At 39.9% G+C, this 22825-nt stretch carries 19 protein-coding genes; 15 read left to right on the plus strand and 4 right to left on the minus strand.

Going from position 1 to position 22825, the window contains the following annotated elements:
- The first annotated feature begins 41 nt into the window (after positions 1 to 41).
- Positions 42 to 1625, plus strand: coding sequence for an ATP-dependent RNA helicase (locus tag A2536_02435; protein ID OGF47467.1), 1584 nt, complete (start codon positions 42 to 44; stop codon positions 1623 to 1625).
- Positions 1626 to 1858: 233 nt separating this feature from the next.
- Here A2536_02435 and A2536_02440 read toward each other — a convergent pair whose 3' ends face one another.
- Positions 1859 to 4504, minus strand: a complete 2646-nt coding sequence (locus A2536_02440; protein ID OGF47468.1) for a hypothetical protein — start codon at positions 4502 to 4504, stop codon at positions 1859 to 1861.
- Between the two features lie 161 nt (positions 4505 to 4665).
- On the opposite strand from A2536_02440, the gene A2536_02445 reads away from it, so the two are divergent.
- Together A2536_02445 and A2536_02450 are read left to right on the plus strand one after the other, a co-directional pair.
- Positions 4666 to 5091 (plus strand): hypothetical protein, encoded by a 426-nt coding sequence (locus A2536_02445; GenBank protein ID OGF47469.1) that lies wholly within the window; start codon positions 4666 to 4668, stop codon positions 5089 to 5091.
- Positions 5069 to 5929, plus strand: coding sequence for a 4Fe-4S ferredoxin (locus A2536_02450; protein ID OGF47470.1), 861 nt, complete (start codon positions 5069 to 5071; stop codon positions 5927 to 5929). The genes A2536_02445 and A2536_02450 overlap by 23 nt, the downstream gene beginning before the upstream one ends.
- A 161-nt stretch (positions 5930 to 6090) precedes the next feature.
- On the opposite strand, the gene A2536_02455 is transcribed toward A2536_02450, so the two are convergent.
- Both A2536_02455 and A2536_02460 read right to left on the minus strand, forming a co-directional pair.
- Positions 6091 to 6639 (minus strand): hypothetical protein, encoded by a 549-nt coding sequence (locus tag A2536_02455; protein ID OGF47471.1) that lies wholly within the window; start codon positions 6637 to 6639, stop codon positions 6091 to 6093.
- Positions 6636 to 7037, minus strand: coding sequence for a hypothetical protein (locus A2536_02460; GenBank protein OGF47472.1), 402 nt, complete (start codon positions 7035 to 7037; stop codon positions 6636 to 6638). The genes A2536_02455 and A2536_02460 overlap by 4 nt, the downstream gene beginning before the upstream one ends.
- A gap of 455 nt (positions 7038 to 7492) precedes the next feature.
- Between A2536_02460 and A2536_02465 the strand changes: the two genes are divergently transcribed.
- Complete coding sequence (locus A2536_02465; GenBank protein ID OGF47473.1) at positions 7493 to 7867, plus strand: hypothetical protein; 375 nt, start codon at positions 7493 to 7495, stop codon at positions 7865 to 7867.
- Between the two features lie 253 nt (positions 7868 to 8120).
- Here the strand turns inward: A2536_02465 and A2536_02470 are convergent, their stop codons facing one another.
- A complete protein-coding gene (locus A2536_02470; protein OGF47474.1) occupies positions 8121 to 8687 on the minus strand; it encodes a hypothetical protein in 567 nt (188 codons plus the stop codon).
- A gap of 419 nt (positions 8688 to 9106) precedes the next feature.
- Here A2536_02470 and A2536_02475 point away from each other — a divergent pair, with 419 nt between their 5' ends.
- The 11 genes from A2536_02475 to A2536_02525 all read left to right on the plus strand — a co-directional run bounded on the left by A2536_02475 (position 9107) and on the right by A2536_02525 (position 22751).
- Positions 9107 to 10825 carry a proline--tRNA ligase gene (locus tag A2536_02475; GenBank protein OGF47475.1) on the plus strand — a complete coding sequence of 573 codons (1719 nt, stop codon included), beginning with the start codon at positions 9107 to 9109 and terminating at the stop codon, positions 10823 to 10825.
- 62 nt (positions 10826 to 10887) lie between these two features.
- Positions 10888 to 11835 carry a hypothetical protein gene (locus A2536_02480; protein ID OGF47508.1) on the plus strand — a complete coding sequence of 316 codons (948 nt, stop codon included), beginning with the start codon at positions 10888 to 10890 and terminating at the stop codon, positions 11833 to 11835.
- The gene (locus A2536_02485) at positions 11832 to 12458 is read left to right on the plus strand and encodes a hypothetical protein (protein OGF47476.1); all 627 of its coding nucleotides are present in this window, start codon (positions 11832 to 11834) and stop codon (positions 12456 to 12458) included. The genes A2536_02480 and A2536_02485 overlap by 4 nt, the downstream gene beginning before the upstream one ends.
- 4 nt (positions 12459 to 12462) lie before the next feature.
- Positions 12463 to 13017, plus strand: a complete 555-nt coding sequence (locus tag A2536_02490; GenBank protein ID OGF47477.1) for a hypothetical protein — start codon at positions 12463 to 12465, stop codon at positions 13015 to 13017.
- A complete protein-coding gene (locus tag A2536_02495) occupies positions 13017 to 13403 on the plus strand; it encodes a hypothetical protein (protein OGF47478.1) in 387 nt (128 codons plus the stop codon). Before A2536_02490 ends, A2536_02495 begins: the two co-directional genes overlap by 1 nt.
- Before the next feature lie 24 nt (positions 13404 to 13427).
- Complete coding sequence (locus tag A2536_02500; protein ID OGF47479.1) at positions 13428 to 14678, plus strand: hypothetical protein; 1251 nt, start codon at positions 13428 to 13430, stop codon at positions 14676 to 14678.
- Complete coding sequence (locus A2536_02505; protein OGF47480.1) at positions 14675 to 15922, plus strand: hypothetical protein; 1248 nt, start codon at positions 14675 to 14677, stop codon at positions 15920 to 15922. The genes A2536_02500 and A2536_02505 overlap by 4 nt, the downstream gene beginning before the upstream one ends.
- On the plus strand, positions 15915 to 17837 hold the full coding sequence (locus tag A2536_02510) for a hypothetical protein (GenBank protein OGF47481.1): 1923 nt from the start codon (positions 15915 to 15917) through the stop codon (positions 17835 to 17837). The genes A2536_02505 and A2536_02510 overlap by 8 nt, the downstream gene beginning before the upstream one ends.
- 173 nt (positions 17838 to 18010) lie before the next feature.
- Positions 18011 to 20653, plus strand: a complete 2643-nt coding sequence (locus A2536_02515; protein ID OGF47482.1) for a hypothetical protein — start codon at positions 18011 to 18013, stop codon at positions 20651 to 20653.
- Positions 20654 to 20795: 142 nt separating this feature from the next.
- A complete protein-coding gene (locus tag A2536_02520) occupies positions 20796 to 22385 on the plus strand; it encodes a hypothetical protein (protein ID OGF47483.1) in 1590 nt (529 codons plus the stop codon).
- 3 nt (positions 22386 to 22388) lie between these two features.
- Positions 22389 to 22751 carry a hypothetical protein gene (locus A2536_02525; protein OGF47484.1) on the plus strand — a complete coding sequence of 121 codons (363 nt, stop codon included), beginning with the start codon at positions 22389 to 22391 and terminating at the stop codon, positions 22749 to 22751.
- Positions 22752 to 22825 lie beyond the last annotated feature (74 nt).

Below are 22825 nucleotides of genomic sequence, written 5' to 3' on the forward strand. Positions count from 1 at the left end.
GCTTTGCAATCTGTGGAATCGCTCTATGGAAAAAGGAGAATATGGAAAATTTAAAATTTACGGAACTAAAGATATCACATGACTTGCTCAAGGCAATATCTGATATGGGATTCGAGGAAACCACCGGAATTCAAACTTCTGCAATACCTCCTCTCCTGGAAGGTAAAGATGTTAACGGGCAGGCGCAGACCGGTACCGGCAAAACGCTGGCGTTTGGAATACCTATACTGGAAAAAATAGACGCAAGAAAAAGGGATATTCAAGCTTTGATTCTTTGCCCTACAAGGGAACTTGCTATTCAGGTAGCGGAAGAAATTAAACGGCTTTCAAAATACAAAAAAGGTATTTCTGTTCTTCCTGTTTACGGGGGCCAGCCTATTGGCCGGCAATTGAGCGCGCTCCAGCGCGGGGTACAGGTGGTAATAGGAACTCCCGGAAGAGTTATAGATCATATTAACAGGGGCTCCATTAAATTTGACAAAGTAAAGATGGTGGTGCTGGATGAGGCTGATAAGATGCTTGATATGGGTTTTGTCGATGATATCCAGGAGATATTAAAAAAGGTTCCTAAGGAAAGGCAGACGATGTTCTTCTCCGCAACTATGCCGAGGATATTTTTAGAACTTACCAAGAGATTTCAAAAGGATCCTGTTCATATAAGGATCGCTCATGAAACACTCACAGTTCCCAAGATAGAGCAATATTATGTGGATGTCAGGGAGAGCGGAAAGCTGGACTCGCTTTCTAATTTAATTGATTTTAATAATATTAAACTGGCGCTTGTGTTCTGTAACACTAAACGACAGGTGGATGATATTGTTGATGCTTTACAGGCAAGAGGGTATGCTGTGGAAGGGCTTCATGGAGATTTGAAACAAGCTTCAAGAGACCGGGTAATGGCAAAATTCAGGAGAGGCGCAATAGAAATACTCGTTGCGACCGATGTTGCAGCCAGAGGTTTAGATGTCGATGATATAGAAGCAGTATTTAATTATGATATTCCCCAGGATGAAGACGCGTATGTGCATAGAATAGGACGTACCGGCCGAGCGGGAAAAGAAGGAAAAGCCTATACTTTTGTAGTGGGCAACGAGGTCTATAAACTCAGGGATATTCAGCGTTACGCAAAAACTACGATCAAGCGGGCTAAGACTCCTTCCTCCACAGATTTGGAAGCGATAAGGTCAAATATTTTGATTGAAAGAATAAAGAAAACCATAGATGAGGGTAAACTGGATCGTTTTGTTGATCTTGCGGAAAAAATAGTAAGTGAAGACTACGCTTCTATGGATGTAGCTGCAGCATTGCTTAAAATGATGCTTGGAGGAAAAGAGGAAAAAGAAGATGTGGATGAAGATGATCTGAACAATACCGGCGCTGCCCCTGGAAAAGTAAGACTTTTTATTAACGTGGGAAAGGAAAACGGTATTTCTGTAAATGATTTTGTAAAATTTATTGAAAAAGAAGGAAGTATTCCTGGAGGACAGATCTTTAGAGTAAGCCTGCATGACCGGTTCTCTTTCTTTGAAGTTCCTGCGGAAAAAGCCAGGGAAGTACTTAAAAAAATAAAAGGAAAAGAGTTGAAAGGAAGCAGGGTCTTTATTTCTCCTGCCATGAAAAGATAGGAAAAGGTTCTAGGTGCTAGACAATGGGAAGAGAGTAACGAGTAAATCACTAAGAATTAAGCACTAAATTAAAAACAATAACTAAGGTCAAAGCACTAAGCACTAAAAAGGAAGATATATAATATAGGTTCGATGATTTTGTTTAGAATTTATAGTTTTGTTCTTAGTGCTTGGTTTTAAGTTTGTTTAGTGCTTAGAATTTAGATCTTAGTTATTATCTTTGTTTCGGGTTTTTATCTGTCGGAAAAAACGAATTTTTTTTGTTTGAAAACATTAAGGCAGGCTTTCGCGACTTTAACATCGTAAAGCTTGCCTTTATTTTTTGTTATCTCCCTGAGAGCTTCTTTCATTCCTTTTGACGGTCTGTACGGTCTGTGAGAGGACATAGCTTCGACGACGTCTGAGACCATGATAATCTTTGCTTCGAGGAGAATATCTTTTCCGGTCAGACCGTATGGATATCCCTTGCCGTCAATTCTTTCATGATGCTGCAGTATTGTTTCCGCAACTGGATAAGGGAAATCCATCTCTTTAAGTATTTCATACCCGATGGACGGGTGGATTTTTATGATGTTGAACTCGGACTCAGATATTTTCCCGGGTTTACTTAGTATTTCTATAGGCACATTAATCTTTCCTAAATCGTGCAAAAGTCCCGCTATACGGATTCTTTCAATGGAGTCTTCTTTAAGCCCGAGCTCTTTGGCGATAGCAGACGCAAGCTGGGCGACTCTTACCTGGTGCCCTGCGGTATAAGGATCTCTCATTTCTACGAGGCGGGTGATAACGCGCATTGCATCATCCATAGTTTTTTTAAGTTTAGAAAAACTGTTTTTAAGCTCGTCTTCTATCTGTCTTTGCCTGGTCACATCTACCATAGTAGTTCTGACCGTGATTACTTCATGTTTTTCGTTAAATTCCAGAACGTCATCAAGGGAGACAACTATTTTTGTGCCGTCGCTTCTTAAATAGGTCCTATTCCCTGACTTGGCTGTTTCTTTGCCCGCTATTTTTCTTAAAAAACGAAGTTGAGCTTCTTCTCTTTGAGAAGGCTCAATGAAATCAAAGATTGGTTTGCCTATCATATCTTCTTTATCGTAACCAAGCATTTTTAATTCAGTTTCATTTACGCTGGTTATTATACCGTCAGGATTTAAAGTGTGGTAAGCTACAGGCGCATTGTTCCACAATTCTTTATATTTTACTTCACTTTCTAAAAGGTTTTTCTCTGATGCTTTGTCCTTGGTAATATCCTTTACATATTCAATCACGCCTTCTATCTTGCCTGTCTTTGCATCCTTTAGAGGATAAGCATAAAGGTCTAACCATCCTATAATATTTTTACTGCTGTCCACATGCGGTACTGTCTCATTACAGGTAGTGCCGGTTCTTAATGTTTTTAATGTGGGGCAGATTGCGCAGGCTTTTTCATTTCCATAGTAGGCCTGATAACATTTTTTTCCTACCAAAGGCATCGAGTCTTTGTACCATTTCTCCATTACTTTGTTGGTGCGGACTATATTAAGGTCTTTATCCAGTACACTTATACCGTCCTGGATGCTGTTAAAAACATTCTCAAGGAAAGCTTCCGACTCTTTCAGGTTGATTAAGGCTATTTTTTCTTCGGTAATATTTCTGGAGACATTGAGAATGAGCTCGGTTTTGTTTTTTTCGTTAAGTATCGGGATTCTTTTGGCGGAATAGTATCCGGTACTGCCTTTACCGATCACGGTGCTCTCTATAGAATCATAAGGTTTGCTTGTCTTAATTATCTTTTTATAGAAGCGCTCGACATTTCTAAACGCCCTTTGATAGGCCGGATTACCTTTTAGAAAAGTATCGCCTACTTTAAGCGGCGGGAGCCCCAATTTATTCATAAGCCCAAAGAAGAAGTTGTTGGCGTAAATTATCTTTAACTCGGGAGAGAGGACGAGAATGGATTCATCCACTGCATTCATGATTCTGTTTAAAAGATCTTCGGAGTGTTTAACCGCGCTGTTAGTCTTTATGTTCTGCATGATATAAGAAAGCCCGAGTGAGTACATGCGCAGGAGGGAGGTGGTGTAGTTATCCGGTCCGGAGCCGGAAAATTTAGATGTTACTTTTAGTACGCCGATATTTTTTCCTATTTTGCTTCTAATAGGAAGAGCAATGCTCCATTCGCCTTTTTTTATATTATCAACAATAAGCGACGCTTTGCCGTTTAAGATCTTGTAAATATTTTCATAGGGTTTTTTTAAAACGCTGAAATCTTTTTTGCAATGGTTTATACCGCAGTGAAAGGCGATGATGTCTTTTTTGGCTTCCGCGGCAATGAAAATCTCCATCCGGTCAAAACCCAGGCGTTTTTTTGCAAAGAGGACGGCTTTTTCACAGATACTTTTCAGGTCTTTTTCCCCGGAAAGCTGGCCGAGTATCTCTATGAGGTTGCTTAAGCTTGAAGTGTATTTTATATTAATGCTTTCCGAGAGTTTTTTCTCCGTAATATCCCGGGAAATGCCTATCACGGAATTGAGCCGGTTTCTGGAGTCGCGTATTGGGATTAACTGCGTGTCCAGCCAGAGAGTGTAATTTGGATATTGGATAGGACCTTCGTAAACAAGAAGCTTTCCTGAAGCAATAGCTTTATTAATATTGGCAAGCATCCGGTCTACAACTCCTGCAGGGAAAAGGTCTTTAATGTTTTTATTAACAAGCTTTTTGGGCGGCACGTTAAATATTTTTGCGCCAAAGCTATTTATATATTTAACTGTGCCGTGATTATCAATAACAAATATAAAATCCTGGGCCATTTCGGCGAGTATTTTGTAGTATTTTGGGAGGCTTCCTTGTTCTTTGACTTGACTTAATAACTCGGTATTAGAGGGGATCTTATTCATATTATTTGTCTTCCTTTCGGAAAGAGATATACTTCAAAATAAAGCAGCTTTGGAAACATACTCTGATTAATTATAAGCGAAAGTACCGGTTTTGTCAATAAATATGAAAGTAAGTACTTGACAAAAAGATACTACCGTGGTATCATATAGTAGGAGAAAATATGCTTATAATCAGGAGTACGGACTATGCAGTAAGAGCATTGAAATACCTTGCAGAGAAAGGCAAAGAAGCATCTGCGGCGGAGCTTACCCGAAATGTAAAAATACCGTGGCCTTTTATGAGAAAAATCATGCAGTTGCTGGGGAAGAACGGTTTTGTGACGTCAAAAAAAGGGCCCGGGGGAGGCTTTCTTCTGCTTAAAAAACCGGAAGAGATAATGCTGATGGAACTTATATCGCTCTTTCAGGGCCGGGTCTGTCTTAATGAATGTGTTTTTAAGAAGAAAATATGTATTAATAAAAGCAGCTGTTTCTTAAGTAAGAAACTCGGGGAAATTGAAGAGTACGCTTATCTTGTGCTTTCAAGGATTAACCTTAAGGAAATAATAGAGGGCGGGAGGAAATATGGCGAAACGGAAGATAATTAAAATAGTTGCGGATAAATGTACGGGATGCGGGCTTTGTATTCCAAATTGCCCGGAAGGAGCACTTCAAATAATAGACGGTAAAGCCCGCTTGATTTCCGATCTTTTCTGTGACGGACTCGGGGCCTGTCTTGGCCATTGTCCTGAGGACGCAATTATTATTGAAGAAAGGGAAGCGGAAAAGTATGATGAAAAAAAAGTTATGGCAAATATTGCTGCGCAGGGAAAAAATACCGTTAAGGCGCATTTGATACATCTTAGAGACCATGGGGAAAAAGAGCTCCTCCGCCAGGCAATAGAATATCTGACGGAGAACAATCCGGAGATAAATGTTCCTGAGCTGGTTCATGGCGAAGAAGGACATGAACACGGCGGCGGTTGTCCCGGAAGCAGGATGCAGGACCTGAGGCGTAAGAGCGGAGGCTCGGAGGCTCAGATGCTTGGAGGCGCGGCAAAAGCTGAAATTGCGATTGAACCGGAGATTCAGAACTGGCCGGTGCAGATAATGCTTGTTCCTGTGCATGCCCCGTATTTTAACGGCGCAGATTTACTGATTGCCGCGGACTGCGTTCCTTTTGCTTATCCGAAATTCCATCAGGATTTGCTGAAGGGTAAAATACTTCTTATCGGCTGTCCGAAACTGGATGATAACGCTCTTTATGCAGAGAAGCTCGGCCAAATTATAAAAGAAAACGATATTAAGTCCGTAACGGTAGCCCATATGGAAGTACCGTGCTGTTTTGGACTGCTTCAATCGGTGGAAGCCGCGATAGAAACATCGGGGAAAAATATTGCAATGAAAGAGGCTACTATTGGCATTAAGGGAAACCGGATAGACTAAAATATAATCACTAAGAATAAAGCACTAAATTTAAAACAATAACTAAGGTCAAAGCACTAAGCACTAAAAAGGAAGATATTTAATATAAGTACAATGCTTTTGTTTAGGATTTAGAATTTAAGTCTTAATGCTTGATTTAAGGTTTGTTTAGTACTTAGAATTTAGATCTTAGTAATTGAATTATAGGAGGAGATTTCTTCCTTCGACTTCCTTATCTTCTCGCGTAACAGCTGATCCGGGTATCCTACCGGAACAATCACATCTATTTTAGCTGATTTTGGAAGCCCCAAAGCTTTTTTAAGTCCTGTTTCATTAAACCACCCCATCCAACAGGTTCCAAGTCCCAGTTCTGAGGCTTGAAGGATGAAATGCTCCACTGCGATTCCGATGTCGATTAAATAAAATCTTGTGTCTCTGACAAAATTTCCTACCCTTGATGAAAAATTCCCTTTTTCGGAGAGGACTATTACAAGGACGGGGGCTATTTTTGCGAAAGAGCCGGCGGAGTACTGCCCGTTAAATGCCGCGGCGCACGCTTTTTCTTTTAAGACCGGGTCGGTGATCACAATGAACTTCCAAGGCTGGGAGTTGCACGCCGAAGGGGCCAGACGGGCCGCCTCCAGACACTGTTCCAGCTTCTCTTTTTCCACCGGCGTATTCAAAAACTTTCTGCAGGAAAATCTGTGTTTTACCAAGTCAATAAATGTCATTTAAATGAATCCAGCTGCTTACTTTTTGGAGTATAATAATGAAGTTCAATCTTATTGCCGTCAGGGTCTTCTATCCACGCCTGATAAGCGTTATCTGAGCCAAGCATAATATCGGTAACTTTAATTTGTTTTGCTTTTAACTCTTTCACGGTTTTCTCTAAGTTATCAACCTCAAGGCAAAAATGCCCGTAAGGCCCGGCATTTTGGATCTTTTTAGGCTCGCCTTTAAATAATTCTATAAAACTCCTGCCGCCCACATGCAGATATACCCCGAAAATACACCCTTTTTTATCTACAAAATCAAACCCGCGCTTTAGTCCCAGGATATCGCAATAAAAATGAATTGATTCTTCAAGATTGGAAACGTTAAAACAAATATGTGCAAATGCTTTTATCATAAGAGCCTCCGTTGCTTTGCTGTAATATAATCAATTATACAAGGTCTGCTGTCATTTTGTCCACTATTTGCTCAGAGGCAAATAAGCAACTTCCGGAAAACTCCAAGTGCCCCATTAAAGCCACTTGAAAACAATTTTTAAAATACTATAATACTAATGTGCGGGTGAAATAATAATGTAATCATAAAATAACGGGCTGCCTAGTAATTCCTCAGCTGTCTCCGTTTCACCCTCCGCCTATGCGGATTTCGCAAAGGGATTATGGACATATATTTAAACCTTTGCTCAACTTGTGAGCAATGTGTTTGGCGGATCGAAAGCAAATTACTCTCAAATATTCCTGAAAAATTATAGTAAATATGAAAAGTCAATAGGAAAACGGCGGGCAGTCCTTAATTAAAAAAATAAGAAATATCAGCTTTAATCTATGTGTATTTCAGATTTCAGGAGGATTTATGAAGAAACTTGTTGGTTTGGTCGTTGCGGTACTGTTTTTTGCGGGATGTGCGAAATATTCGGAGAGTGAGATAAGGAAAGCAGCCCCGGAGCTTGTAAAGAATTACTATGAGACCAGTAAGGATGAGAACTTCTTTGGAAAGATTGCGATAGCAAAGGTAACAATCCAGGATATTGTTATTGGAAAAGAATATTGCAAAGTAAAAGTTCAGGTAGAAGGGACCATAGTAAGTGCCTTGGCTAAAATGTATAAAGAGAAGGTTGAACCCACTCCGATTAAACGAGAGGGAGAGTTTATAATAAAAAGATATTCAGAAGACGGAAAACTTCATTTAGAGCAGACAACAGGTTTGGAAGAAACGGATATGAAATAAAGGGCAGCCCTTAAAATTAGGAGGATAAATACCAGACGGAGACACAATAAAGGACTCGCTTGAATGTACTCGGTTCCGCTCGGTTTTGATATTAAAAGATGTTTAATAGATCCTTCTCGTTTTTGCCTTACTCCGCCTGTCACCCCGCAAGCTACCCCCCAAGTTACCCCTCAAGTTGACTGGGAAAAGGTCGAGAAATAATACAAACCTGCCTAAACAAAAAAGGCAGACCTCTGCGCTTGAATAGGTCTTTTTAACGTACTTTTTTGTTTTTTAAATTATTTTCGTCTTTCTTTTCTCCGGACTTTAGAAAGCCGTATTTTCCTGTACTTTTTTGAGGTAATACTAAGCGTTTTTGAAAGCTGTCGAGTAAAGAATGAATGAGCTCAAAATTAATATCGTGTAATTTCAGTTTGGCTTCAACGAATTTTCTAAAATCATTATTATTTAACTCTAAATTTCTCATATAGACAAAATACCGCATGATTTGTCTGTTTACTCTGATAGCTAAAGGGCTGTTTAATACACTGGACAACATTGAAACACCAAGTTCTGTAAAAGCGTAGGGTTCATATCTTTGACCGCCCCATCTTGAGGTGCCAATTTGGCACCTCAAGATTTCACTATATTCTTTCTGGGTTAATTGAAACATATAATCATCACCTTCAAACCGTTCAGGATTTCTTTTTACTTGCCTGTTTAAATGCTTTGTTTCCACGCCATATAATCCGGCTAAATCTCTATCCAGCATTACATATTGGCCTCTGATTTTGAAAACCTTTTCACCGATGGGATCAAACAAAGCATCTTTGTTGTTCATTTTATTGTCTCCTTAATAAGAATATGCTTAATAATAATAAACATGGTTTTTGCGACTTCCATTATATTTCTCCTTGAGCTAGCATAGTATACATGAATTAAAATATATTGACAATGAAATTTATAATGCGACATCAAAACACCATAAGTAAAAAACAGCAAAAAAAACAATGTGTTTTCTGCGTCTTGCCTTGCCAGTCAACTATGGAAATATTTCCTTATATGTGGTAAAATAATAAGCACGAGTTTATAAGGTTAATAAAGTTTGTAAGGTTTATAAGGTGAAAAGCTAAGAAAGGAAGTATTTTAGTTCATAATGCTACATTAATGTGAGACGTTACGGACTTTATAGACCTTATAGACTTTTATGGACATTTTTTTAGCTTGTAGCAATAAAAATATATTAGAGAGGATTATAGTATGAGATGGAGTAAGGCACTAATACCTACACTCAAAGAAGTACCGGCTGAGGCGGAAATCATCAGTCATAAGCTCATGCTCAAGGCGGGGATGATACGGAAAGTCGCTTCGGGGCTTTATAATTTTCTTCCTATCGGATTTAAGGTTTATCACAAGATAGAAAAAATAATCAGGGAAGAGATGGACAATGCGGGGGCGCTGGAGATCTTAATGCCTATTATGACGCCGGCGGAGCTTTGGATAGAGACCGGCAGGTGGAACCTCTATGGCAAGGAACTTGTCAGAGTAAAAGACAGGGCAAATAGGGAGTACGCGCTTGGTCCTACACACGAAGAAGTGGTCACAGATCTTGCACGGACGGAGATCAGGTCCTACCGTGATATGCCGAAGAATTTTTATCAGATACGGAATAAATTCAGGGATGAGATACGTCCGCGCTTTGGCGTGATGCGTTGCCGGGAATTTATTATGAAAGACGCTTACTCTTTTGACCGGAATGAAGAGTGTGCGGAAGAAAGTTATAAAATAATGTTTGAGGCGTACAAAAATATATTCACCCGCTGCGGCCTGGATTTCCGGCCCGTGGAAGCGGATACCGGGAATATCGGGGGAAGTTTTTCGCATGAATTTATGGTGCTGGCAAATACAGGAGAAGAAGTAATTATTAATTGTCCGGCTTGCGGTTACGCGGCTAACAGGGAAAAAGCGGAAGGTGTTTCGCCTTTTTGCGGAAATGATAAAGAAGAATTAAAACCTCTTGAGAAAGTAGGCACACCCGGACAGCATACTGTTGAGCAGGTAACTGCTTTCTTAAAGAAAACTCCTTCGCAGCTTGTAAAGACGCTCCTTTATATGGCGGACGGCAAGCCTGTTGCGGCTCTTATCAAAGGCGACGACGAGCTTAATGAACATAAACTTAAGAACTTCCTGAAAGCGGTTGAACTTGTGATGATGACGCCGGAAGAAGTGGAAGCGGCTTCAAAAGCGCCGGTCGGATTTGCGGGGCCGGTTAACCTTTCTGGTATGAAGATATTCGCGGATAACGCGGTTTTGAAAATGAAAAACTTTGTGATAGGTGCGAATGAAAAAGACGCACACTACATCAATGCGAATTTTGAAAGGGATTTTAAGATAAATAAATTTATAGATCTCAGGTCCGCGGGCGCGGGTGACACTTGTGTTAAATGCGGAAAAGTTTTGACGGCGCTCAGAGGAATTGAGGTCGGGCATACTTTTAAGCTCGGGCTTAAATACAGCAAGGCAATGAAGGCGGAGTTCCTCGATGAGGATGGCAAAAGAAAACCGATGGTGATGGGCTGTTACGGTATCGGGGTTACCAGGATCATCGGCGCGGCGATAGAACAGGGGAATGATGTGAACGGGATAATCTGGCCTATGGCTATCGCGCCTTATCACGTTGTAATTATCGCTTTAAATTACAACGATGAGAAAGTAAAGGCAATCGCCGATTCCGTATATGAAGAGTTCAAAACGGCAGGCGTTGAGGTTATCCTTGATGACAGGGATGTGAGCGCGGGATTTAAATTTAAAGATGCGGAGCTTGTCGGTATTCCTCTTAGAGTGACAATTGGAAATAAAGCTGTAAATGACGGTGTTTTTGAGATAAAAATAAGAAAGACAAATGAAGAGATTACACTGAAACGTGAGGAAGTCCTGTCTAAGATTAAGGTTCTGATTGAAAAAGGATTAACTAAGTGACGGAAAAAAAGAAAGCACTTCTCCTTTTATCAGGAGGGCTAGACAGTGCGGTGGCTTTAGTTATGATGAAAGAACATAATATTGACGTGGAAGCCGTTCATTTTACTTCTCTTTTTTGCACGTGCGGCGGAAAGGGCGGAGGCTGCGTGCCTGCATCTAAAGTTGCCGAAGCGGCAGGAATTAAGCTCCATATTATCGCAAAAGGTGAGGACTATATTGAAATAGTTAAAAAGCCGGCGCACGGCCGGGGAAGTAATATGAATGTATGTATTGATTGCAGGATTTATGCTTTCAGAAAAGCAAAAGAATTAATGGAGAATATCGGAGCTTCCTTTATCATTACCGGGGAAGTGGTGGATCAAAGACCGATGTCGCAGCATAAAAAAACTATGCTTTTGATAGAAAAAGAAGCAGGGCTTTCGAATCTGGTACTTCGCCCTTTAAGCGCGCTTTCTATGCCTGAGACTGTTCCTGAAAAAGAAGGCTGGGTTGACAGGGTAAAGTTAAAAAATATTTCAGGCCGGGGAAGAAAAGAGCAGATGAGTTTTGCCGCGAATAAGGGAATGAAGGATTTTTCCTGCCCTGCGGGCGGATGTTTGCTTACTGATCCGCAGTTTTCAAGACGTATCAAGGATTTACTGGAGAATAAACCGGAGTTTGATTCTAAAGACGTTGCTTTTTTGAAATACGGCCGGCATTTCCGGTTGGAGAAAGAAGCAAAACTTGTGGTAGGCAGGAATAAAGCGGAAAACGAGATACTGGAACAGTTCAAGGCGGAAAAAAGCTATACGCTCTGGCTTGAGGATTTTAACGGACCATTTTCCATTATGGCCGGAGCCAATGCAAAGAAGCAGCTGGAGTTCGCCGCCGGCATTACGGCAAGGTACGGCGATGTGCCGGATAAAACTCAAAAAGTGAAGGTGCGCGTACAAAATAAAGCAACAGGTGAAGAGAGTATTCTGGAAGTGATGACGGCTAAGGATTCTGATTTTGCGGTGTTCTTGTTATGAAAATTATCGTAACAAGCGGGCCAACAAGATCTTACCTGGACGAGATAAGATATATTTCCAACTACTCGACCGGGGTACTCGGGAGCTTGATTGCCGCAAGGGCCGCTTTGCAGGGGCATCAGGTGGTACAGCTTTACGGCAAGGGCAGTATTTTTGCCGCAGACAAAAGAGTTAAAAAAATAGAAATTGAGACGGTGGACGAATTGCTCCGGGCGCTGAAGAAAGAGTTAAAAAGCGGGGCGCAGGCAGTCGTGCACGCCATGGCGGTTCTCGATTATATAGCGCCGAAAAAAATAAAGGCGAAAGTAAAGTCGGATAAAAAAAGCTGGCATATAAAACTGCTCAGGTCGCCCAAAATAATAAATGAGATAAAGAAAATAGCCCCGCAAACCAAACTGGTCGGGTTTAAGCTCGAGTATAATGCGAAAAAAGGCGGGTTACTTAAAAGCGCGCGGGAACTTATTAAAAAAAGCGGCGCGGAGTATGTGGTCGCTAATGATTTTAAAAGTGTAAAAGAAAAAAAACATACCGCGATGATAATAGGAAAAAGCGGATTTATTAAAGGTAATATTTCCGGAAAAGAAAACATTGCCAAAGAGATTGTAGAACTGCTGACGAGGTGAAGGAATGCTGAAAGGTAAAAATATAATAGTCGGGATTTGCGGCGGGATAGCGGCATACAAGACATGCGACCTTGTGAGCAAGTTGTCTCAGGCGGGCGCGGAAGTTAATGTCATAATGACTAAAAATGCGTGTGAGTTCGTGACACCGCTCACTTTTCAGACTCTGTCAGGAAGGCCTGTTTACACTGATATGTTCAAGCTTCTGGGCAAAGAAGAGTGGCAGGTGGAGCACGTCGAACTGGCAAAAAAATGCGATCTCTTAGTTATCGCGCCGGCAACGGCAAATGTTATCGGTAAACTTGCAGGCGGACTGGCGGATGACCCCTTAACGACCACGGCGCTTTGCGTAAAAGTCCCGGTTTTAATCTGTCCGGCTATGAATACGGCTATGTGGGGTAATAAAATTGTAAAAGATAATGTGAACAAATTAAAGAAATTTGGGTTCCAATTTATTGGACCCGGTACGGGCAAACTGGCTTGCGGAGATACCGGGGCAGGCAGGCTGGAAGATATAGAAAAAATACTTGCAGAAATAACTGAAAAATTAGGGAGGAAATAATGATTGCACAAATTATTGCAAAGATTCTTATTGCAGATGATGAACCCGGGATAAGGGACCTTCTTGAATTAGAGCTTGGATTGCAGGGTTACTCTGTATCAACAGCCGTAAATGGACAGGAGGCTATAGAAAAGATAAAAAAAGAAAAGTTTGATATCCTTCTGTGTGATATTAGAATGCCAAAAGCTACAGGAATTCAGGTTTTAAAGGAATCTAAAAAACATAATCCTGATATTAAAGTCATTATGATGACAGGTTACGGTGAAGAGTCAAATTATAATGACAGTATGCGTTTTGGCGCAAGCGGCTTTATCAGTAAACCTTTTCATATAGATGAAGTAATTGCATCCGTAGAAAAAGCTTATAAATGCAATAAAGTGCCGTAATACTGTTTTACTGGAGGGGCAAGGGTGAACTTGTATTCGGCCATAAATCAGGTCTTGATTTTTGTTTATCTCTTTCTGGGGCTGCGAGCTTTGTTATTTAATCCCAAAGGGAAGATAAATATAATATTTTTTAATCTTAATTTGTGTTTTTCTGTGTGGGCGTTCGGAAGTTCATTTGTATATATAAGTCCAAATGAGGCTGCGGCTCTTTTTTGGTATAGAATTTCTTCTCTTGGTTTTATTACATTCCCTTTTTTTTTGGTAATGTTATTTAATAATATTATGCTGAGGTATGTTAAATTCAAAACGCACATTCTGTATGCTGTTTTTGGTTTTCCGGGTCTTTTTTTTCTATACTGGTCCTTCTCTCATAGTCTTTTTACAACCGGATTTCATTTGGGCCTGCAGGGTTGGCAAAAAGCCGGAACTTTCTCAACCCGGTGGGATTATATATTTTTAATGTATTACATTTTGGCGATTATAGGCTCGTCTATTGTATATTTTCTGGTGATACAAAAAAAAGGAACTAAAGAAGAAAAAAGAATTATGAAGATAATATCCGGAATAAGTGTTTTTGCCTTTGCTCTTATTGCGGTTACAAATATTTTTCTGCCAAAATACGGTTTTAGTTTACCCACGCAGGGACCTATTTTTACGATAGTAGTGGTTTTTGGAGCCTGGTATGTTATAGAAAATTATAGTTTTTTGAAACCCACGATAGAAGACGTAGCGAAAGATGCTTTAGAAACAATACAGGATGGTATAATAATAATGGATAAGGATGGGAAATTTCTTTTTGTCAATAAAGCCGCAACGGAAATGCTGGGGTATGGCAAAGAAGAGCTTTTGCAGAAAAAACTGGCTGATCATATTGATGAGGATGTCGTAAAAAAATTATTTTTAGAAGGGAGAGAAGCAGAAAAAACAAAAATAATAAAACAGCATTTTATCAATCTCAGTGGCAAAAGCGAGCTTCTCTCTGTTAATTTTTCGGTATCAATACTTAAGGATCATGCCGGGTTGTTTCAGGGTTATTTGGCGACTCTTCATGACGTTAGAAAAATAATAAAGATGCAGGAACAGGAATTTCAGAAGGATAAAGAAATTCAAGCGGCTTATATGCTGCTAAAGCAGGAAGAGACAGCATTTCGAAATATTCAGCAAGAAACAATAAGAGAAGAGTTGGAGATGATTGCGTTAAAGAAAAGTATAAATATGGAATATGCTGCAGCGGGAAAAGCTGAAAAATATTCGAAAAAAAGAGATCCGGCATGAACTATTTTTTAAGTGCTTCTTTTATGCTCTTTTTGGCATTGATATTCCTGGCTGTAAACGTTTTTCTTATGGATATTCGTCCCAAACTCAAATATGTGTTTTGCTGTTATATAATTATTGCAGCTCTGACGATGCTTTTCAGGATTTACGCCTCTTTTCCCCTGGATAAGATTTCTGAGAGAGGCCTTTGGTTCTGGTATTCTTTTACCACTTTTGTTAATTCATTTCTTCCTTCTATGACACTGCATTTTATTCTTGTCATATCGGGAAGAGGGCAAAAGTATAATAACAAAATACTTTCTGTTTCTTTCGGGTTGTCCCTGCTGTTTGGATTTGTCAGTTTGCATAAAGATACTTTGATAAGCGGTTTCAGTCTTAGCGAATTCGGCTATGTGCAAGTAAGGTCGGTAAGTCGCTGGATGGTTGCGTATGGTGTATTTTCCTCGCTGGCACTTTTTACCGCAATAGTTCTCTGTATTGACTGGTATAGAAATGCAAAAAGTGAATTGGAAAAAAAACAGGCTAAATTCCTGACAGCTGGGAATACTCTGATTTTTCTTTCCGGTTATATAATTTACGCCTGTCTTGGCGGCGGCAGTTTTAAATATAATCACTTTATGGGTACTGTTTTACAGACGCTTATTTTGTCCGTTTACAGTTTGGCAGTATTCCGTTACCGGCTCCTGGATACAAGGGATATTGCCGCTAAAAATATTATTAAGAACATGTCTGAAATATTTATTTTATCAGACAATAAAGATGACTCGCTGGTTGAAGTCAACCAGGCTGCTGTCAAAATACTGGGGTATCCCCAGCAGGAACTATTAAAAAAGAAGTTGAAAGATATTGTTTTTATCAATGCAAATATGCTGGAATGCACAATTTGCGGGTATGAATCAAAAGAAAACATCTCCGGACAATGTGAAGGTTATTTAAAAACAAGCAGCGGAAAACGAATTCCTGTTGAATTTAATGTTTCCTGTGTAAGAGTGGAAAAGATAGGATTTTCCGGCGCGGTAATTGTTGCAAGCGATGTCAGTGAAATACTTGGTTATATCGAAAGACAAAAAGAGAAAAACAGGGAAATGAGCAGTACTTTTGCGGAGTTGAAGAAGAAGAGAGATTTCATGGAGAGGTTTCAAAAGATAACAGGAAAAAGAGACGACCAGAAGCAAAAACTCTTAAAAGAGCTGGAAAATATTAAAGCAGAATCGGTTAAAGCGAGGTTGCATGGCGATGTATAATATTTTTGGAATAATTGTTTTTGTACTGGCAGTTTATCTGACTGCTTATGCTTTGTTCATGAGGGTAAGTTCCCGGGTAAAATACTCTTTGGTTTTTTTTGGTTTTTGCTATGTTTTGTGGACAGGCGCTTATTTGTTTTTAAACAATTCAGCAGAACCAAATGCTGTTCTTTTCTGGTATAGAATTGCGTCACTCGGTTTTCTGGCCGTTCCAGGAGCTGTTGGGCTGATCTTTATTGCTCTGGCTGAAAATGAGAATGAATTTGATTATTTTAAATACCTGGGTGTTCTGGCTCTGCTTCTGTCCGTTTTATATTTTAAAAGTTTTACCGGTATGTTTGCCCTGAAAGGTTTTACTTCCGCAAAGTACGGTTATGTTGAACAGATTAATCTATCTTCTGTCTGGCCGTGGATACATCTTGTTTACTTTGTGATATCCGTGACATTTGGTTTTTTGTATTACTATAAAAATGTATCAGCGAGAGGAAATTATTTACAGAAAAAGCACCTGTCAATGATATTCTTTATAGCTTTTTCTATTATGTTTTTTATTATACTCGGGACTATATTGTTTTCCAAAGGCTTAATACACCGCTTGCCCTTTTCGGAACAGGCTATCGGTTTAATCTGGATTATTGCAGTCTGGTTCTCTTATATCAGATTTCAAAAAAAGCTTCCTTCGGCATCTATTCTTTCAAATCAGATTATAGATATTATTGATGATATGCTGTTTGTAGTTAACAAATACAACAATATTGTGCTGGTAAATCCGGCTGTTAATAAATTACTCGGGTATGAAAAAAAAGAACTCATCGAACATGATATTGCCTTGATTTTTGAACAAGATATCGGTGCAAGAATAAAGAGTAATCACGATCTTCTGGAAATTCTTAGTCCGGGAAGCGGGAAGACAAAGATAAAAGCAAAAAACGGGCAGTTTGTAACTGTTTCCTTCTCTGTCACAGCCCGGAGTGAAAAGACCGGAGAGATTTCCTGGATTATTATTATTTTTAATGATATCCGTGAGTTCCTTAAAATAGAGAAGGAAGAAGAAGTTAAGATAGCCGAATTGCAGGAGACTTATCACGATCTGGAACTTACACAGCTTGCGTCTTTGAATATAATGGAAGATCTGGATATGAAATCAAAAGAACTTACGACTGCTTATAATGATTTAAAAGAAGCGCAGGAAAGGCTGCTGCAGACCGAAAAAATGGCGGCCATCGGGAAGCTTGCCGGCGGGGTTGCGCATGAGATAAATAATCCCATGACCGTTATTCTGGGATATGCACAAAGTGTTGCAAAGCGTATAGCTGAAACAGATATTTTTTATAAACCGCTTAAAGCTATAGAGCGGGAGGCATTAAGGAGTAAGAGATTAATAGATGACCTTCTGACTTATTCCAGAACCCAGAAAGCCGTACAAGAAGAGATTGATGTAAATCAGACTGTAGAAAGCGCTCTCACTCTGGTAAACGCTCTTTCTAAGGTAAGGAATATAGAAGTTAAAAAGGAGCTTGCTGCTGATCTTCCTTTAATTTGGGCGAATAAAAACCAGATTCAACAGATAATAATAAATCTTTCGAATAACGCGATGGATGCCGTCCTGGAGATGAAAGAGTCCGGCAGTATTTCGATTAAAACATTTTGGGATAAAGAATATGTAAATATAATAATAACAGACGACGGATCGGGTATGGACAAGGAAACCCTGAAAAAAATATTTATACCTTTTTATACTACCAAAGAAGTGGGAAAAGGTACAGGGCTTGGACTGTCACTCTGCTATGAAATAATACAAAAACATAATGGAAAAATCCTGGTGGAGAGCGAAGTTGGGAAAGGTTCAAAGTTTACGGTAAAGCTTCCTGTCGGAGAGCAGTTTCCTGTTTTTAAAACTGATAGTAATAAATAAGTAAGGGAAACAATGAAAGTAAGTAAAGTGGAAAAAGTGAAGGAAGTTGATCAAGGTTTGTATCCCTGTCCGCCTCAGGCGGAAGCGGAATCTAGTAGCTTTGCAATTTCTTCGAAAGATCCGTCCTATATAACTGGAGGATGTGGAATCTTTTTAGAAAAAAGGGGAAGAATATGACTAAGATATTGATTGTAGATGATGAACCTAAAAGCCGTTGGTTTATTGCAGAAACCTTAAAGGAGGAAGGGTTTTGTGTTATTGAAGCTTCTTCGATAAAAGAGGCGCTCTTTGCGGTGAAAGAAGAAGAAATAGAATTGGTTTATCTTGACCTTATGATGCCTGAAGAAAAAGACGGTTATGAAGCCCTGAAAAAAATTAAAGAAACACGTCCTGAACTTCCTGTAATTATGCTTACTGCGTATAATAATGCGGAAGCGGCGGTAAAAGCGATAAAATTAGGCGCCGAGGATTATCTAACCAAGGATTCGGTAAAAGATCGTATTGCAATTGTAGCTAAAAATATCCTGAAAACAAAAAAACTTTCAAGTGAAGTAACAGGTTTAGCCGGTTATCTGAATGAAAGTTTAGCAGAAGACCCGATTGTCTATAAGAGCTCTTGCATGAGAAAAACACTGGGGCTTGCGGAAAAAGCTGCATCTTCGGATATAACAGTTTTACTTGTAGGGGAGAGCGGAACAGGAAAAGAGCTGTTATCCCGTTTTATTCATATGAAGAGCAGGAGGGCTTCCCAGCCTCTTATTGCGATTGATTGTGCTATGCTTCCCGAGAATCTTGTGGAATCCGAACTTTTTGGATATGAAAAGGGGGCTTTTACCGGAGCAGTAGGTCGAAAACAGGGGCGCATAGAGCTTGCGGAATGCGGCACTCTCTTTTTGGATGAGGTGGGAAATCTTACGGGTGATGTCCAAAAAAAACTTCTCCGGTTTTTACAGGAAAAAACAATTGAAAGAATAGGAGGAAAAGAAACCACAAAAATCGACGCACGCCTTATCACGGCGAGTAATATAGATCTTGAAAATGCGGTTAAGGAAAATAAATTCAGAGAAGACTTGCTTTATAGATTAAATGTATTTACAATCATTATCCCTCCGCTTCGTGAGCGGGGCGAAGATATTCTGATGCTCTCCTCTTATTTTTCGGGAAAATTTGCTAAAAATCAGAGAAAAAAAGCTCCGAAAATTTCTGAAGGTGCCGCGGACAGACTTATGAAATATTTGTGGCCGGGAAATGTAAGAGAACTTCGAAATGTTCTGGAGCGTGCTGTTCTTCTTTCAACGGAAGAAATACTGCCTGAACATTTGCCGCAGGGCCTGGATGGCGCAGCCAACGGGAATATTATGGAGAACGGGATGGGACTTCTTGAAGTCGGAAAAAAAGCAGCGGCTGAATATGAAAAAAAATATATCATAAAAGTATTGAAAGAAACCGGCGGGAATAAAACAAAGGCGGCAAAAATATTAAAAATAGACTATAAAACACTTTTTAATAAAATTAAGGAATACGGTTTAAATCTTCTTCTGTGCTTGTTTCTTTTCCCCGGTTTAGTATCATCCAAAGTAGAAGCAGCAGGAGGTGAATCGTATTATCTTGCAGGCGGATTTCCTTATGAAGCCGAAGGCCAGTTTGTCTACTCTTCCCCGGTTTTTTCTGATATTGACGGTGACGGGGAGCCGGAAGTTGTAGCTGCTACTACATCTAAAATATATGTACTGGATAAAAAAGGCAAGCTTCTTCCGGGGTGGCCGGCTCCTGTTACTGAAAGATGCGAGAATACCCCTTCCTGTTCCGATATTGACGGTGATGGTTTACCTGAAATTGTGGTTACCACAAAAACAGGCCCGGATCTTATGAATATTTATGTGTTTGATAAAGAAGGCAAAACAAAGTTTAATACACCCTGGAAGATCAAAGGTTCTGCGGATCTTGGCACCTCTGCTGCCGTTTCCGATTTGGACGGGGACGGACAGAAAGAAATAATAATAGCGGCAACGATAATACCCGTAAATGGTGCGAATACAGGAATAGTGTATGTTTTCAGAAAAGATGGCAGCACCTTTCCCGGATGGCCTCAATACGTTTTGCCGGAGGGAGGGACTTCGCAATGGCTTTCTACTCCGGTAGTTGCAGATATTAATCAAGATAAGATATCGGAGCTTCTGATTGCTTCTGTCAGCGGAAAACTTTATGTTTGGCAGCCAAATGGGGCTCCTGCAAAAGGCTGGCCTGTTTCTGCCATAGAAGGTGATGTATTTTATGTAACTCCGACTATAGGTGATCTTGACGGCGACGGTAAACCGGAGATTGTTATAGGAAGCTGCAATAATGCCCAATCCGGTTACCTCTATGCCTGGAAAGGAAGCGGAGAGGCTCTGATGGGTTTTCCCGTTAATTTAAAAAGTAATATTCAATCAGTTGCTGTGATCGGTGATTTGTCGGGAAACGGAGCTAAAGAAATAGTAGTCGGGACTAATCTTGGAAACAAAGTCTGGGCCATAAACTCAACGGGGGAAGCTTATCCGTTTTGGCCTGCCGAAACAAAGGGATGGATGTGTAACAATCCGCTGCTTGCAGATATAATCGGGGACAAAAAACTGGAAACAATTATCGGTTGCAGGGATGCGTTACTTTATGCCTTTACGCATGACGGAGCTTTAGCTCCCGGTTTTCCTGTGGATCTTGCTAAAGAACCGTCGTTAATCTATCGTACTCCTGCTTTTTCACAGGATAAAGAAGGTTTTAGATATTTATGCTTTGCAGGTGATAGAAAAATATTTTTATGGAAAGAAAATAAGTAAAGAAAGTTGAGCAAAGGAAGTAAGTGAAGCAAGTACAGAAAGTGCAGTAATCACAGTGAAGAAAGTGAATATAGGGGAGTTGAGCAAAGGTTTAAATAACTAACCATAAACTCTTTGCGAAATCCGCCTAGGCGGAGGATAAGTGCCGGATAAATTAAATTGTTGGGAACATATGAAGTGCGGGGAAAAATCCTGTCCTGCTTTTGGCAGGAAGGATATCTACTGCTGGGCAACTTCCGGAAATAAACATTGTCTTAACGGGATGGAATCATCAAGTGCTTTTAAGAAGTGCCTCTCTTGTGAGATATTTAAAAGGCAAACACAGACAGATACAGAAAACGGGTTTATGGGGCTGATTAATCAGCTTTACTCAGAACTGGAAAAGAGTGAGGCGCAAAACCTATTATTTCGAAAGATCAGCAGTTTAGTCCAGAGCACGATAGAGATTGATAAAACACTTCATGTTATACTTACTTGTGTAACCGCCGGTTACGGACTGCAGTTTAACAGGGCCATGCTTCTCATGGTAGACGAAAGTGAAATTTTTTTGGAAGACAGAATGATGGTTTCTCCGGCTTCGAAGGAGGAAGCTTACAGGGTCTGGCAGGAAATAGCAAACCTGGATGTAAGCTCGGCAAATCTGCCTGAACTTATAAATATATATGAAAGCGGTTTTAAGGCTTCGGGAAAAAAATATAAACCGGGAAAGATAATGCTTCCTCTTTCGGAAAAAAATGTCTTCTCGATTTGCATGAAGGAAAGAAGAGCCGTGGTTTGTGATTATAAATACAGAGATTTAATACCAAAGACTTTTCTTAATTTTTGGAAAGCCGAATATTTTGCTGTTGCTCCTATTTTTTCCGGAGCCAGTGTAAGAGGTGTTATTGTTGCAGATAACTTCGCAAATAATAAGGAAATAACCATAGAATATCTGAATTTGCTGTCAGGATTTGCTTTTCAGTCGGGATTAGCCATTGAAAACGCCTTGCTTTATCGGAATTTAGAAATAAGGGCAAAAGAACTGGAAGAAACAAACGAACGGCTTAAAGAAGCAAGGGAAATATTGATGAGAACGGAGAAACTCGCAGTTATCGGAGAAATGGCGGCAACAGTAGCTCATGAAATGCGGACTCCTTTGATTTCAGTGGGCGGTTTTGCCAAAATGGTAATGGATAAAGTGAAGAATCATCCGGAGAATCAGAGGCATATGGAAATAATAATAAATGAAGTAAAACGTCTGGAAAGAATTATTCATGATGTGCTTGATTTTGTAAGGCCTTTTGAATTGACTTTAGCGCCAATAAATGTTAGAAAAGTAGTAGAAGAAGCAGTTGTTTTGGTGGAAACAGGCAGAAAAACAAAAAATATTGTTAAAGTGGATATTTCGGAAACATTAAAACCGATAATAGCTGACGGTGAGAGAATTAAACAGGTGTTAATTAATCTTATGGAAAACGCCTTGGATGCGGCGGAAATAACTCCAATAATGGTAACTGCCGGAATAGAAAATAATAGCTTTGTTCTGGAGGTAAAAGACGAAGGGGCTCGGATTGAACTCGAAAATCTTGATAGAATTATCAGACCTTTCTTTACTACGAAAAAAGGCGGCATGGGGCTCGGGCTTCCTATTGCAGAGAAAATTGTAAAAGAACACAAAGGAAAACTTATGATAATTCCGAATTCTACCGGAGTTGTTGTAAAAATAATTTTGCCTTTTCAGAATATGGGATAAACTATGAAAACAATATTGGTGGTAGATGATGAGCAAAATATAAGGCAGCTGTACTCCGAAACTTTTAAAGAAGAAGGCTATAATGTGTTGCTGGCTTCGACCGGCGCGGAGGGGCTTGAATTGGTTTCTAAAAATACAGTGGATTTAATAATCCTGGACATTCGCCTTCCTGATATAGATGGCCTGTCGGTTTTAGAAAAGCTTTCAAGGGATTCCGCCAGGAAAGTTCCGCCGGTAATACTGAATTCTGCGTACTCCGGCTATGAAAACAACAGTAATGTCTGGCTTGCCGAAAAATATCTTATTAAATCAGGTGATCTTGACGAGCTTAAAAATACCGTAAAAAATATTATAGAGAAAAAATAGCTTGCGATGATGATAGAAAATTACTGTCGGGATTACGGGAGTGATAAGTAAAATACTTATTTAAAGGAGGTGCC

This window comes from Candidatus Firestonebacteria bacterium RIFOXYD2_FULL_39_29, from assembly GCA_001778375.1.
GTDB lineage: Bacteria > Oederibacteriota > D2-FULL-39-29 > D2-FULL-39-29 > D2-FULL-39-29 > D2-FULL-39-29.

Bases quoted from the DNA above. Each gene is read 5' to 3' on its own strand.
- A2536_02455 (OGF47471.1), bottom strand. From the start codon at position 6,639: ATGACATTTATTGACTTGGTAAAACACAGATTTTCCTGCAGAAAGTTT.
- A2536_02475 (OGF47475.1), top strand. From the start codon at position 9,107: ATGAGATGGAGTAAGGCACTAATACCTACACTCAAAGAAGTACCGGCT.
- A2536_02470 (OGF47474.1), bottom strand. From the start codon at position 8,687: ATGAACAACAAAGATGCTTTGTTTGATCCCATCGGTGAAAAGGTTTTC.
- A2536_02480 (OGF47508.1), top strand. From the start codon at position 10,888: ATGATGAAAGAACATAATATTGACGTGGAAGCCGTTCATTTTACTTCT.
- A2536_02435 (OGF47467.1), top strand. From the start codon at position 42: ATGGAAAATTTAAAATTTACGGAACTAAAGATATCACATGACTTGCTC.
- A2536_02485 (OGF47476.1), top strand. From the start codon at position 11,832: ATGAAAATTATCGTAACAAGCGGGCCAACAAGATCTTACCTGGACGAG.
- A2536_02490 (OGF47477.1), top strand. From the start codon at position 12,463: ATGCTGAAAGGTAAAAATATAATAGTCGGGATTTGCGGCGGGATAGCG.
- A2536_02440 (OGF47468.1), bottom strand. From the start codon at position 4,504: ATGAATAAGATCCCCTCTAATACCGAGTTATTAAGTCAAGTCAAAGAA.
- A2536_02450 (OGF47470.1), top strand. From the start codon at position 5,069: ATGGCGAAACGGAAGATAATTAAAATAGTTGCGGATAAATGTACGGGA.
- A2536_02460 (OGF47472.1), bottom strand. From the start codon at position 7,037: ATGATAAAAGCATTTGCACATATTTGTTTTAACGTTTCCAATCTTGAA.
- A2536_02510 (OGF47481.1), top strand. From the start codon at position 15,915: ATGTATAATATTTTTGGAATAATTGTTTTTGTACTGGCAGTTTATCTG.
- A2536_02495 (OGF47478.1), top strand. From the start codon at position 13,017: ATGATTGCACAAATTATTGCAAAGATTCTTATTGCAGATGATGAACCC.
- A2536_02445 (OGF47469.1), top strand. From the start codon at position 4,666: ATGCTTATAATCAGGAGTACGGACTATGCAGTAAGAGCATTGAAATAC.
- A2536_02515 (OGF47482.1), top strand. From the start codon at position 18,011: ATGACTAAGATATTGATTGTAGATGATGAACCTAAAAGCCGTTGGTTT.
- A2536_02465 (OGF47473.1), top strand. From the start codon at position 7,493: ATGAAGAAACTTGTTGGTTTGGTCGTTGCGGTACTGTTTTTTGCGGGA.
- A2536_02525 (OGF47484.1), top strand. From the start codon at position 22,389: ATGAAAACAATATTGGTGGTAGATGATGAGCAAAATATAAGGCAGCTG.
- A2536_02505 (OGF47480.1), top strand. From the start codon at position 14,675: ATGAACTATTTTTTAAGTGCTTCTTTTATGCTCTTTTTGGCATTGATA.